General features: G+C 44.9%; 11 protein-coding genes. 4 read left to right on the forward strand and 7 right to left on the reverse strand.

Going from position 1 to position 14,217, the window contains the following annotated elements:
* Positions 1-8: 8 nt before the first annotated feature.
* On the reverse strand, positions 9-2,261 hold the full coding sequence (locus QQL36_RS11045; protein ID WP_321569742.1) for a GH92 family glycosyl hydrolase: 2,253 nt from the start codon (positions 2,259-2,261) through the stop codon (positions 9-11).
* Between the two features lie 197 nt (positions 2,262-2,458).
* On the opposite strand from QQL36_RS11045, the gene QQL36_RS11050 reads away from it, so the two are divergent.
* Positions 2,459-3,175, forward strand: a complete 717-nt coding sequence (locus QQL36_RS11050) for a 3-ketoacyl-ACP reductase (protein WP_083726087.1) — start codon at positions 2,459-2,461, stop codon at positions 3,173-3,175.
* A 246-nt stretch (positions 3,176-3,421) separates the two neighbouring features.
* Here QQL36_RS11050 and QQL36_RS11055 read toward each other — a convergent pair whose 3' ends face one another.
* Together QQL36_RS11055 and QQL36_RS11060 are read right to left on the reverse strand one after the other, a co-directional pair.
* On the reverse strand, positions 3,422-4,432 hold the full coding sequence (locus tag QQL36_RS11055; protein WP_321569743.1) for a phosphotransferase: 1,011 nt from the start codon (positions 4,430-4,432) through the stop codon (positions 3,422-3,424).
* Positions 4,433-4,436: 4 nt separating this feature from the next.
* On the reverse strand, positions 4,437-4,913 hold the full coding sequence (locus tag QQL36_RS11060) for a MarR family winged helix-turn-helix transcriptional regulator (protein ID WP_321569744.1): 477 nt from the start codon (positions 4,911-4,913) through the stop codon (positions 4,437-4,439).
* Positions 4,914-5,198: 285 nt separating this feature from the next.
* Here QQL36_RS11060 and QQL36_RS11065 point away from each other — a divergent pair, with 285 nt between their 5' ends.
* The 3 genes from QQL36_RS11065 to QQL36_RS11075 are packed head-to-tail and all read left to right on the forward strand — an operon-like array spanning position 5,199 to position 8,884.
* Positions 5,199-5,549 carry a hypothetical protein gene (locus tag QQL36_RS11065; protein WP_321569745.1) on the forward strand — a complete coding sequence of 117 codons (351 nt, stop codon included), beginning with the start codon at positions 5,199-5,201 and terminating at the stop codon, positions 5,547-5,549.
* Between the two features lie 13 nt (positions 5,550-5,562).
* A complete protein-coding gene (locus QQL36_RS11070) occupies positions 5,563-7,761 on the forward strand; it encodes an alpha-N-acetylglucosaminidase (RefSeq protein ID WP_321569746.1) in 2,199 nt (732 codons plus the stop codon).
* Complete coding sequence (locus tag QQL36_RS11075) at positions 7,751-8,884, forward strand: acyltransferase family protein (RefSeq protein ID WP_083726077.1); 1,134 nt, start codon at positions 7,751-7,753, stop codon at positions 8,882-8,884. The genes QQL36_RS11070 and QQL36_RS11075 overlap by 11 nt, the downstream gene beginning before the upstream one ends.
* A 171-nt stretch (positions 8,885-9,055) precedes the next feature.
* Here QQL36_RS11075 and QQL36_RS11080 read toward each other — a convergent pair whose 3' ends face one another.
* The 4 genes from QQL36_RS11080 to QQL36_RS11095 form a co-directional block, all read right to left on the reverse strand.
* On the reverse strand, positions 9,056-9,925 hold the full coding sequence (locus QQL36_RS11080) for a DUF4349 domain-containing protein (RefSeq protein ID WP_321569747.1): 870 nt from the start codon (positions 9,923-9,925) through the stop codon (positions 9,056-9,058).
* A gap of 27 nt (positions 9,926-9,952) precedes the next feature.
* Positions 9,953-12,091, reverse strand: coding sequence for a DNA topoisomerase 3 (locus QQL36_RS11085; protein ID WP_321569748.1), 2,139 nt, complete (start codon positions 12,089-12,091; stop codon positions 9,953-9,955).
* 156 nt (positions 12,092-12,247) lie between these two features.
* Entirely contained in the window at positions 12,248-12,514 is a 267-nt protein-coding gene (locus tag QQL36_RS11090; protein ID WP_083726071.1) for a UBP-type zinc finger domain-containing protein, read from the reverse strand.
* 6 nt (positions 12,515-12,520) lie between these two features.
* Positions 12,521-14,212, reverse strand: coding sequence for an FAD-dependent oxidoreductase (locus QQL36_RS11095; RefSeq protein WP_083726069.1), 1,692 nt, complete (start codon positions 14,210-14,212; stop codon positions 12,521-12,523).
* Between the last annotated feature and the right edge of the window lie 5 nt (positions 14,213-14,217).

Consider the following 14,217-nt stretch of genomic DNA (forward strand, 5'->3'; position numbering starts at 1 on the left):
GCTATTTGTTATTTGGTTAAGGAGAATGGTCTGTCGGTTATTGCGATACCACGAGATCTTTCTGGTTGATCAGACATTTCTAAATGTAGGATGCCTCCATTCGTAATATCGGTATGAGATAACCAATCCTTCGTCAACACCTGTCCATTCAGCGTAGCCGATTTGATATACACATTCTTCATACTATTATTATTCGCCTCAATTACAAACTGCTTCCCATTCTCTAAAGTGATGGTGGTTTTATTAAACACCGGACTCCCCATCACATACTGATCTGTTCCCGGACACACACTATAAAACCCTAATGCACTCAACACATACCATGAAGAAGTCTGTCCCTGATCCTCATCTCCCGGATACCCATTCTCCGTCGCATTATACAACTTCTCCATCACTGCTCTCGCCCAATACTGCGCTTTCCACGGCTGCCCCGCATAGTTATACAAATACACCATGTGTTGTATCGGCTGATTGCCATGTGCATACTGCCCCATATTCGCCATCACCATTTCCGTCATCTCATGTATCGGCCCACCATAAGTCCCGACTTTATAATTATTAGGAGAAGCAAACACTGCATCCAGCTTATGCACAAAATTACTATCACCCCCCATCAGGTTGATCAACCCCTGTATATCATGAAACACTGACCACTGCCAATGCCATGCATTCCCCTCTGTAAAAGGGCCTCCCCATTCAATCGGATCAAAATCCGCTTTGAAGCTGCCATCTGCTTCTCTTCCTCTCATAAATCCTGTCACACTATCCCACACATTTTTATAGTTGTACATCTGCCTGCTAAACACACCTTCACAAAAGGTATTACCTGTTTCTTTCGCCAGGGTATACCCGCAGAAATCATCATACGCATATTCCAGGGTTTTTGCTGTCGCTTCTCTCACACCAGGATAAGGTACATATCCTAAAGTATAATACTCTTTCCAGCCATCACGGCCATTCGCCGGCCCCCATGGACCTTTGTTTGTCGCTTCGTGCAAATAAGCTTTCAATGCTTTTTGCGGATCAAAAGTATGCAGTCCTTTTGCCCATGCATCTGCCAATAAAGAGATCGCATGATTACCGATCATACTTCCACCTTCACCAGGAAAAGACCAGGAAGGTAACCAGCCACATTGATCATATGCATCCAGTAATGCCGCTACATAACGACCGTGCATAGTGGGATGCAGCAATGCATTGAGCGGAAACTGTGCACGGAAGGTATCCCAGAACCCAGTATCTGTATACAGGTAACCTGCATGCACTTTATCGTCATAAGGGCTATAGTAATAAGGTAATCCATCCTTATCATATTCAAAGAACTGACGGGAGAATAAACTAGCTCTGAAAAAGCAGGAATAGAAGGTGGCTTTTTGTGCAGGCGTACCGCCTTCGACCTTTACCTTGCCCAGATAGTCATTCCATACTTTCCATGCAGCAGCCTTTGTCTGATCAAAGGACGCGAAGCTACCCAATTCTCTTTGCAGGTTCAGTTCTGCCTGATCCTGGCTGATATAACTGCTGGCAGCTTTTACCTGTACAACAGCGCCTTTTTTGAATTTGATATAAGCGTTTTTACCACTGAGTGTATCGGCAGTGATCGTACCGGTCTTACTATCCCACACACCATACGCCGTGAATGGCTGATCGAATTGTAATACAAAATAGCTACGCAGCTCTCTGGATAACTGCTGGCCATTGTTAATATACCCGATGATCTTTCTTTCGGCAGGAATGATCTTTACATTACTGATACGGGTATATCCATCCAGCACTACCCATGCATCGCCGGAGCGGGGAAATGTAAACCGAAGGTGTGCTCCTCTTTCTGTAGGTGCAATTTCTGTAGTGATTTTGTTGTCGAGCGTAACCTTGTAATAGTTGGGTTTCGCAATTTCATTTTTGTGGCTGAATCGTGCCGCACGCTGAAACTGGTTCACTGCCAGTGTGCCGGTAACAGGCATGAGCGAGAATACACAATAGTCATTAGACCATGAGCTACATTGATGGGCTTGTTGAAACCCGCGAATACTGTCTTTTTCGTACTGGTATTTCCAGCCATCACCATTTTTACCTGTTTGTGGTGTCCAGGTATGCATTCCAAATGGAAGGGCTGTGGTTGGATAGGTGTTGCCTCTGGTGAGGGTGAAACTGGAATTGGTACCTTGAAGGGTATTTACGTACCTGACCAGGTCGGTAGTGTCAGCAAATAGCGACTGGCAGTACAAAAGACTGCACAGCATGAGACCTTTTCTAAGCATGATTGTGGATATTTTAGCAGGGGTGAAAGTAAATAAAAATAATTCATAGGTCAATGTTTTTGGTTAGCAGGCAAAGAACGAAAAAATCGCTTCTGCCGAAGGGCAGAAGCGATTTTTTCGTGTGAGTGATGACCAGCGGCCAGCGGGATGAAAGGTTGCTATTGCTTATATTTGCAACAATAAAAATCAGCTAGCGTATGGAATCATTAAAAGGTAAAAATGCGTTGATCACAGGCGCAGGTAAGGGGATTGGGAAGGCAGTGGCTCAACAGTTGGCAGCAGAAGGTGCGAACCTCGCACTGATTGCACGTACAGAAAAAGATTTACAGGCAGTAGCTGCTGAACTGGCAGGTACAGGTGTAAAGATTGTATATGCTACGGCAGACGTAGCAGACAGACAGGCAGTAGAAACTGCGATTGCTAAACTGACCGCTGAACTGGGTACGATCGATATCCTGATCAACAACGCCGGTGTGGGTAAGTTTGGTAAATTCCTGGATCTGTCACCAGAAGAGTGGGAGCATATTGTGAAGGTAAACCTGTTCGGTGCTTACTACACTGTACGTGCGGTATTGCCAGGTATGCTGTCCCGCCAGACGGGAGATATCGTAAATATCTCTTCTACAGCGGGTAAGAATGGAGCTGCAGTAACCAGTGCTTACAGCGCATCGAAGTTTGGTTTGATTGGTATGTCTGAATCACTGATGCAGGAAGTGCGTAAGTCTAACATCCGTGTGACGACGCTGACACCCAGCACTATTGCCACTGATATGGCGATTGATCTGAAACTGACTGATGGTAATCCTGAGAAGGTGATGCAGGCAGAAGATTTTGCGGAGTTGATTGTAAGTCAGCTGAAGCTGAACAGGAGAGTGTTTGTGAAAGAGGCGGGTATCTGGTCAACAAATCCGTGATAAAAGAATATGGCATTTAGCCGGTCGCAGGCCATAGGCGACCAAATAAAGGAGAGTATATCAAAAATAAATAAACCTTCTCAGAAGTGCTTAAAGGACTACCTATCTCCATTAGGTATCCGAATAAATAAGAGCTGACCATTACTTTTTGGTCAGCTCTTATTTATTCGGATACCTGTTATAGGCATATCATCGTTTAAGCAATTGTCAGGGCCTTCATTTTGCTTTTGAGCCCCATTTGCAGTTTTAATTTAATAAAGAAAGCGCCTGTTCAAATGCGGGGAGTTTCATTTCAGTTAATGCCTCCTGCATCAGCATCTTCCCATACAATATCTTTCCTTCATAGCTCCCTAAGTTCACCTCTCCCTTACTCATCATCTTTTTCACTTCGGGTAGCGTAGGTACTTTCATATCCTGATCATGTGTCTCCTTCATTTCAGCCGCCATTCTTAAGAAGATCGTACCATAATACAGGAACACCACTTGTCTCATCAGGTAGAACTTTGCCTTTTGCAACGCAGTTGGCGTCTCTCCAAAATAAGCAGTCAGGAAAGTATCGATATGCTGTTCATTTGCTGCAAAATACAAAGCCACTATTGCCAGATCTACATATCGGTCATTTTTAAAACTCGCTTCCCAGTCGATGAGCCAGATCTTTTCCCCATCAAAAAGTACATTAGCTGGATTCAGATCATTGTGTGAAGACACGAGTTCTTCATTGATAGGATAAATACTTTTTATCTGGTCAAAGTGTGCGAAATGCTCCGCAGTGGCACTTTCCGGAAACATATTCATTTCCAGAAAACGATCTCTGAAATGCGTCATCCCCTCGAGAAAATTGATCAATGGCGGAAAGAGTGGGAGGGCATGAATCGCCTTTACCTTTTCCGCAATGCTTTTTAGCTGCACATCTTTTTCCGGCAGACCTACCCATATAGGAGGTCCTGCAATAAACCGGCAAATGGACACCGCAGCATTTGCATCAGCATATAATACGGCTGGTGCAATACCTGCATCCGCCGCAGCACGCAGACAGGCGTATTCACGTGCAGGGTCAATCAGTTCATTGATGGCCATGACAAGCCTTAAGATATAGGCCTGCCCGTTTACCTGGATCTTATACACCAAAGCGGGTGATAGTCCCCTTGTCATGAGTTCAATGTCTTCTACCGTGGATGTCCCAAAGGTTTGCTGCAGGGCAGCTTCTACCACCTTTAGCTTGTGCGGCGGCAAAATGGAAAGTAGGGAGTGGTGCATACAATTAAATAATGTTGCCGCCAAGTTCTGTGAGCATGTCAGAAAAAGCATCCAGTTTTTTGGCTTTGGCAGTGGTGATAGTATCTGTGGAAAAAATGTCCTGGGCTACAACTTCGGCAGAGGCCAGGGATTCTTCAAAGATCTGTTTACCTATGTCGGTCAAACCTACATAACTAACACGGGCATCTCTTTCGTAAGCCTCCCGCTGTACAAGACCTATTTTCTCTAAAGGTATCAGCATGCGGGTAACGCCGGAAGCAGTAAAACCTACTTTCTCGGCAAGGTCCACACGGCGAAGCTTTTGCCCCGGTGCCTGGTGTAATATCAAAAGGATGGCAAAGTCGGTATAGCCAATGCCATGGCCGGATAACCGGGTTTCTAACCTTCTGGAAAGGATCACATGGGCCTTCGAGAGGTTGAGTATGAGCTTTAATGATGGACTAATGGCAGTCATGGTATTTAGTTGTAAAATACTTGACATGTCAAGTATTTTGTGAAGGTATGGGATTCCCTTTTAAAAACAAAATCCTCCACAACGGTCAGCATTAAACCTTGATCAGGACCATCGATTTTATAATAAATTCAGGGGTTTAGTGCACGATTGAAGGATAGCAGGATCTCTGTGGGTATAAAGGTTGTCTTTGTGACACTTATATTATATATTTATCCTAAACTATCATGCAATGAATTTCCGTTATGTATTACTGGTCATGTTGATGAGCAACGTACCCACGTTACTTTATGGTGTATATTCCAATTTCCCCTTATGATGAGAGGAAATAAGCCGGAGAATACAGATTTTGTTAATAAATTACTGACTGATAAGGAAGTACTGGATATAGATCAGCATAGCACAGGTAGTAAACAGTTGTACAGAAAAGGCGATGCCGTAGTATGGGTATCAGAAATGCCGGATACGGGATACCTGAATGGTGCATTGTTCAACCTGGGCGATAATGCGCAGGAGCAGTCAGTTACTTATGCTGATTTAGGTATTAAAGACAGCTGGCAGGCCAAAGATCTATGGACCGGAGAAGAACAGGGAACAACCAAAGTTATGATTAAGCAGGCTATACAACCACATGGTACAGTATTACTGCGTTTACACAAAAAATAAGAAAACAGTGTCTATGAAAGTTTTTAGCAGGGTACTTAGTATCTGTGGGTTTGTCATGTTCGCACACTCGTCGGTATCGGCACAATTGAATAAGCCGGCGGCACTGGCGCTCATTAAACGTGTTTTGCCTACACAGGCAGCTTCTTTTGAGGTAGGTGAATTGCCTGCTTCCGAAGCAAAAGATGTATTTGAGATTACACCACACCAGGGAAAGATCTTACTAAAAGGGAATAATGGAGTGGCAGTTGCTTCTGCCCTGTATTATTACCTGACTGAATATTGCCATTGCCAGATCACCTGGAATGGTACACAGCTGAAACTACCGGCAAAATTGCCAATGCCGGCAGCTACCGTAAAGAAAACCACACCTTATCAATATCGTTATTACCTGAACTATTGCACATTCAACTACAGCATGAGCTGGTGGGATTGGACGCGCTGGCAAAAGGAGATCGACTGGATGGCGATGCATGGCATCAATATGCCGCTGGCCATTACAGGGGAAGAGTATACCTGGTATGAGGTGTATAAACAAATGGGCTTTACAGATAAAGAGCTGGGAGGGTTCTTTTGTGGCCCGGCTTACTTCTCCTGGTTCTGGATGGGGAATTTAGATGGCTGGGGTGGTCCGTTGCCACTTAGCTGGATGAAGAGTCATAAGACCTTGCAGCAGCAGATCATAAAGCAGGAACGTGCGTTAGGAATGACACCCGTATTACCTGCATTTACAGGGCATGTACCGGCCGCATTCAAAGAGAAATATCCTCAGGCGAAACTGAAAGCGACCAACTGGAATAATGGTTTTGCTGATACCTACATCTTAGATTCAGAAGATCCTTTGTTTGCAAAGATTGGTAAGCAGTTTTTAGAAACACAGACCAGGCTGTTTGGAACAGATCATTTGTATTCAGCAGATACATTCAATGAGAATGAACCCCCTTCTGATGATCCGGAGTTCCTCTCTAAATTGAGTGCACGGATTTATGAGGGTATGAGACAGGCAGATACCAGTGCGGTGTGGGTCATGCAGGGATGGCTGTTCTATAGTGATCGTAAGTTCTGGAAGGCACCACAGATCGAAGCGCTGTTGAAAGCAGTGCCGGATAATAAAATGATTCTGTTAGACCTGGCCGCAGAAATTGAACCGGTATGGAAAAGAACAGATGCATTCTATGGCAAGCCATGGATCTGGAACCAGCTGAACAACTTCGGAGGCAATGTGAACCTGTTTGGTCGTTTGGAAGGAGTGGCGGCAGGACCCGCACTGGCATTACAGGATCCGAATTCAAAAAACCTGAAAGGGATTGGACTGACCATGGAAGCGATAGAGAACAATCCGGTGATCTATGAACTGACCATGCAGCATACCTGGCAAACAGAACCTATACAGCTGGATGAGTGGCTGAGAAAATACGCACGTAACCGTTATGGTGTGGATAATTATACTTTGGTACAGGCATGGCAGGTATTGAGAAAGACGGCTTATAATGGACAGACGATACGTGATGGAGCAGAGTCGATCATTACCGGCAGACCTACATTTGATAGTACTACCATATGGACAAGAACTAGGCTGAACTATGCGCCATTGGACCTGATTCCTGCATGGGACTTATTCATCAAGGCTTCTAAGAAAGGCGTGCGTACAGATGGATTTACGTATGACCTGGTAGATGTGACCAGACAGGTGATGGCGAACTATGCCACGCCTTTGCAACAACAGTTTGTGAGTGCTTATAAGACACGCAATATGGCCGGGTTTCATAAATATAGCAAAGCATATCTGGAATTGATAGATGATATGGATCGCTTATTAGCTACGAAAAAAGATTTTCTGTTAGGGCCATGGATTGCGAGTGCGCGCAACTGGGGTACTACTCCTGCAGAGAAGGCGCTGTACGAACAGAATGCCCGTGACCTGATCACCTTGTGGGGAGATGCGGAGAGTCCATTGCATGAATATGCAAACAGGCAATGGAGCGGATTGCTGAAGGATTTTTATAAGGCACGCTGGGAGCAGTTCTTTGATTACCTGATGACGGAGGAACGACCGGATTTCAAAGCGTTTGATAAGAAGATCAGTCAGTGGGAGTGGCAGTTTGTAAAGACGCAGAAGACCTATCCTTTGACGACCAGTGGCGATCCGGTAGTGGTAGCACAGCAGATGTATACAAAATATCATGACCTAATAGTTGCAGCTTATGAAAGATAATCAACGATTGCAGTCATTGGACGCACTGAGAGGGTTTGATATGTTCTGGATTATGAGTGGGGAGCATATCATTCATACACTGGCGAAGGCGACCGGGTGGGCGCCGGTGGAATGGATGTCAGCACAGTTGAATCATACGGAGTGGAATGGGTTTACTTTTTATGATATGATCTTTCCGTTGTTCCTGTTTATTGCAGGGGTGACGATGCCATTGTCGTTGCAAAAGAAGATGGATGTGGCGGGTGTAAAGTATACTTATTTACTGCCAGGTGAGGAGAAGCGGAAGCTATATAAGGTAATGCTGAAGCGGGCTTTGATATTGGTGGTATTGGGTTTTATCGTGAATGGATTGTTGAAGTTTAATGGATTGGAGAATACAAGATTTCCGAGTGTGTTGGGAAGGATAGGGCTGGCATGGTTCTTTGCAGGATTGATTAGTTTGAACTTTTCTGTGAAGGGACAGGTGTATTGGTTAGTGGGGATACTGTTAGGATATTGGGCATTGATGATGTGGGTGCCGGTGCCGGGGTATGGAGCGGGTGTATTGACGATGGATGGATCGTTGGAGTCCTATATTGATAGGGTGTTAGTGCCGGGGAGGTTGCATGATAAGGTGCATGATCCGGAGGGTGTATTGTCTACATTGCCGGCGATCGGGACGGCGCTGTTAGGAACATTGGTAGGGACTTTTATACAGAGAGGCGTGCAAACGCCGTTGAGAAAAGGTGTCATGATATTTGCCTTTGGAGCGGTGTTGGTGTTGTTAGGGTATGTATGGGGTTTCAGTTTCCCTATTAATAAGCGGTTGTGGACGAGTTCTTTTGTATTGTATGCAGGTGGTTTTAGCGTGTTGTTCCTGGCAGTGTTTTATTTGATAATAGATGTGTGGGGACTCAGGAAATGGGCATTCCCATTTGTGATCATTGGTACAAATTCGATCCTGATCTATATGGCGGCAGAGGGGATGGTAGATTTTAGATATACTGCAGGGTTTGTGTTTAATGGGGTAATACAATATGCGCCGTTATTGTGGCAGCCTGTGTTTGCGGCAATGTCGGTGACGTTTGTACAGTTATGTTTGTTGTATGTCTTGTATAGAAATAAGTTGTTCCTGAAGATCTAAAAAAGGGATGTATCAAAAATAAAAAAACCTCTTCAGAATTGCATAAAGGACTACTTATCTCCATTAGGTACCCGAATAAAACGAGGCCGTATCTTACTTCTGATACGGCCTCGTTTTCTTTGAAAATGGGTTTCATTTTCGTTGGTGAATTCCCTCTTTCACGAATGTTTTTTATTGTTTGAATAAGCCAAGTATGTTTAGTTTGTCAATTATCAATAGCAATACAAAAACAAAGATTGATAATACCGTAAAGCCAATGACTATATAAGCAAAGTAGTGGATGGTCCATTGCAAAGCAATCTTTAACCTGTGGATAAATGAGGTAGATTGAGCAGTCGCGCCTTCATACAAGGACAACTTCACTGTACAGAATTCATTTTCTGTATTGAAATTTCCTAAGTCAACACCGAGGTTTTGCAACCTGTCTTCCAATTCCAATTGTCTATCATAAATAGGTAACAATTCCTGATTGGTACCGGGTTGTTTTTTCAACGCTTCTAATGATGTTACTGTTTTCTCTAAAGAAACCTTTTGCGCATTCAATTGTCTATACTCATTCGTCTTATCTACTTTCGTAATTGACATAGACCGGATGATGCCAATTCCCTGTATTTCATGATAGAAGGCATCGAACGTTTCAGGATTCACGCCAATCATCAAATGCAACTCCCGATCGCCTTTTCTCCCTAATGCTTTTTCATACTGGATCATGGCTTTGTAGGACTCTATTTTCTTTCGCACATTTTCTTCGTCCTTTTGAAAGTCACTGGTGGTTGTTCTTACCACTGCGGTCTTCTCATACTTTTGATTAGTAGAAAAATCCGGTTGTGGACCTGCTGTAGGAGCCATTTTTAATTTAGATGTGGCATAGTTCTTTCTCAGTCCGTTCACCTGATCAAAGTAATTCTCATAATAATCCCCGGTACTATTCGTATTCGACGCTACATACCCATAAATCAATCTGAAAATAAACAATACACAGAATACTCCCGCCCCCCAGCGGAAGAGACGCCAAAACCTGGCCTTAATTGAGGTTTGCATAGTTTAAAATTGTAATGTGAATATAGGCTAAATTTCTACTGAAATACCAAATGCTGCATTCAGCACCAACTTACCTTCGGCCTCTGTGCCATCAGGTAATTTCAATCCTTTTAATTTAGTGGTTTTCCCTTTGGTCAGCAGATCAATCATTTGTTTGTCAGATAGTTTCTTTCCATGGGTTTCAAAAGGCACCTTGAATCCACATACTTTAAAGTTGGAACATCCATACGCTGCATTCCCTTTGATCAAAGGATGCTCCTTACATTTAGGGCACTGCAGGCTGGAAATTTCCTGTTTAGGTTTAGGTGCTTTTTTAGGTTTCTCTTCTTTTTCGGGCGCTGTTGCTGGTGCGGGCGCTGGCGTTTGCACGGCTACAATGGTTTTGTAGGAGGCGTTCTTCACTTCCTGGGTCAGGTCCACCACCATCTGGATCAGTTCCTGTTTAAAGGTATCCAGCTGGTATTCCCCTTTTTCTATCAGTCTTAATTTCCGCTCCCATTGTCCTGTCAGCTCTGCACTTTTCAGCAGGTCGGAAGTAATGGTATCGATCAGGTCCATACCGGTTTGGGTAGCGAACAGGTTCTTTTTTCTCTTCTCTATGTATTTACGTCTGAACAGGGTTTCGATGATATTCGCACGGGTAGAAGGACGGCCGATACCGTTGTCCTTCATCAATTCTCTCATTTCTTCATCGTCTACCTGCTTACCGGCGGTTTCCATGGCACGGAGCAGGGTGGCTTCCGTAAATGCTTTTGGGGGCGTGGTTTTACCCTGGTGTACCCTTGGAGTATGGGGGCCGCTTTCACCCACTACAAATACGGGCAGTACTTTTTCCTCGATTTCTTCTTTGCCGTCTTTGGTTTCTTTTGGCGCGGGTGCATCATTGGCATACACTTCTTTCCAGCCGGGTTCCAGTATCTGTTTACCTGTTACTTTGAATTCAACCTGACCTACTACACCCAATACGGTGGTGTTCGAAATCTTACATTCCGGGTAGAAGGCCGCGATAAAGCGTCTGGCTACCAGGTCGTAAATGCGCTTTTCTTCCAGCGGAAGATTGCTGGGATATACACCTGTAGGGATGATGGCATGGTGATCCGTTACCTTTTTATCGTCAAAGACGGTTTTCAGTTTGGGGATCGGTTTAGCCAGTATAGGTGCTGTCAGGTTAGCGTATGGTTTCAGGTCCTGTAAGATCCCTTCAACTTTTGGATGGAGGTCTTCAGAGAGGTAGGTGGTATCCACCCTTGGGTAGGTGACCAGTTTCTTCTCGTACAGGCTCTGGATATATTTTAAGGTATCGTCTGCCGTGAATGCGAATTTCTTGTTGGCTTCTACCTGCAAACCGGTCAGGTCAAATAAACGAGGGTTGCCTTCTTTTCCTTCCTTCTTTTCGAAACTTGTGATTTCGAAAGGATGTTGTTTCAGGTATTCCAATCCCTTATTGGCTCTGTCCAGGTTTTTGATACGGTCAATAGTGGCTGTGAATTCTGTTTCGCGGTAGATGGTTTTGAGTTCCCAGTATTCTTCTGATACGAAGGCGTTGATTTCCTTTTGCCTTTGTACGATCATGGCGAGGGTAGGGGTTTGCACACGGCCGATGGACAAGACGGTTTTGCCGATGGCAAATTTCTTGGTGAAGAGGCGGGTGGCGTTCATACCCAGCAGCCAGTCGCCAATAGCGCGGGCACTACCTGCAGCGTATAAGTTATCGTACTGATTCGCGTCTTTGAGTTTCTGAAAACCATCGCGGATGGCTTGTTCCGTCAGGGATGAGATCCACAGCCTTTTCACAGGTGCAGAACACTGGGCTTTGAGTAATACCCAGCGTTGAATGAGTTCTCCTTCCTGCCCGGCATCCCCGCAGTTGATCACCTCATCACAGGCTTGTACTAAGGTTTCGATGACTTTGAATTGCTTTTCCACACCACCGTTGGATATGAGTTTAATACCGAAGTGGGAGGGGATCATGGGTAGATCTTCCAGTCGCCAGAATTTCCATTGCTCGGTGTAATCGTGAGGTTCTTTGAGGGTACAGAAGTGCCCGAAGGTCCAGGTGACCTGGTACCCGTTTCCTTCATAGTATCCATCTTTGCGTGTTTTAGCGCCGATTACTTCAGCGATGTCGCGGGCGACACTGGGTTTTTCTGCAATGCAAACCTTCATAAATTACATTCCCTGATGGGGCAGGCAAATGTAGGAAAACAAAACCACGAAAAAATCGATTTTACCTTCGGCAAAATCGATTTTTTCGCAAGGGGCATGGACTGCGGCCGGTTGGAAAGGCTATCCGGTATTCTTCGGTTAGCTGGAAAATGTTATTTAATAATCAACGAACTGTTCATCCACATAACACCACAACCATCTTTCTCCCGGTTCTGCCGATATCACCACCGGATGTTGTGTTTTATGAAAATGCTTCGTCATATGCTTCTCTGGCGACTGGTCGCAACATAAAGTTGCGCCGCAGGTCTGGCAGGTACGAAGGTGCACCCAGTCAGATCCTATTTTTACACACTCCCCGCATACATGTTCCTCATCAACTTTGAGTGTCTTGATTGCTGTAATATGTGAACAAATTTCTGACATAGTTATTTATTTCACCTCTGCGAGGTATTTGTGTACAAAACTGATGGCCATAGACCCTTCGCCTACAGCTGCCGCTACCCTGTTCATGGCATTTGCTCTTACGTCGCCGGCTGCAAAAATGCCCGGACAACTGGTTTCCAACAGATAAGGATCTCTCTGCTGTTTCCAGATCTGCTCAAACTCAGGGTGCGTGAACAGGTCCCGACCCGTTTCTATAAATCCTTTGTCGTTCTTGATGATATTCATTTCCAGCCATTCTGTAAATGGCTTCGCACCAATAAAGATGTACAATCCATCTGCATGTTCCTGTGTCTGCTCACCTGTTTTGGTGTTGGAAATGATCAGGCATTCCAGTCTGTCAGATCCTCTGGCTTCTACCACTTCAGCAAATGGACGTACATGAATATTATCCGTTTCCACGATCCTATCTATAAGGTAGGCAGACATGGTGCTGGACAAATCTTCTCTGCGAATGAGGATATTCACATTCCTTGCAAACTTGGAGAGATACATGGCAGCCTGTCCGGCAGAGTTACCGCCACCTACTATGAACACATCTTTGTCCTTGCAGGCAGGGGCCTCTGTCATAGCAGCACCATAGTAAATACCGGCACCTGTAAAATCAGCTACACCTTTTGTATCCAGTGTGCGGTAATCCACACCTGTGGTAATTACCACACTCCGGCTGTTTACAAATGTGTCATCTTCCATGATGATCTTATTGTATCCACCCGTTTGCTCAATGGCTTTCACTGATTGCGGGGTGATGAACTCTGTTCCTAAACGTTGTGCCTGAGAGATGGCTCTACGGGCCAGATCAGCCCCACTCAACCCCTTTGGAAAACCCAGGTAGTTTTCAATTCTGGAACTGGTGCCAGCCTGTCCGCCGGGGGCACGTTTCTCTATCAGCAGGGTTTTCAATCCTTCAGAAGCGCCATATACACCCGCTGCTAAACCGGCAGGTCCTGCACCAATAATCACTACATCGTACACTTCATGTTTGATCTGTGGATTCAGGCCTACTTTGCGGGCAGTGTCCTGTATAGAAGGATTGGAGAGGAAAGTGCCATCTTCGAAGAAGATCACTGGTACATCCTTTTCATCCAGTTTATTGAGAGCAAGCAGATTACAACCTTCCTGGTTGCTATGTATATCCAGCCATTTATAAGGAATGAGGTTCCCTGCCAGAAAATCTTTGATGGCATGGCAGGTGCGTGAGTACTGGTACCCAACTACCTTAATGCCTTTGAATTCCGGGTGATAATCGCTTTTCCAGTCATCCAGCAGATCATCAATCACAGGGTAGAGTTTGTCTTCTGGCGGATCCCATGGCTTTACCAGATAGTAATCCAGTTGTACCGTATTGATGGCTTTAATAGCTGCGTCCGTATCAGAGTAAGCAGTGAGTAATACCCTTTTTGCATCCGGGTAAAATTTGATCGCCTTTTCCAGGAAAGTCACCCCATCCATCACCGGCATGCGTTGATCGCTGATGAACATGGCGATGGTTTCTCCTTTGTTCTTCAGTTCCAGCAGGCTATTGAGCGCTTCCTGCACATCGGAGGTACTGATGATCTTATAATGCTGTCTATACTTGTTTTTCAAGTCACGCACGATCGCCCGTAAAACCTGCGGATCGTCGTCAATACAAAGAATAATAGGTTGGTTCGTATTTTTCTCAGTGTCTTTATCTGGCATAAGCG

Source organism: Chitinophaga sp. LS1 (assembly GCF_034274695.1).
Lineage (GTDB): Bacteria > Bacteroidota > Bacteroidia > Chitinophagales > Chitinophagaceae > Chitinophaga.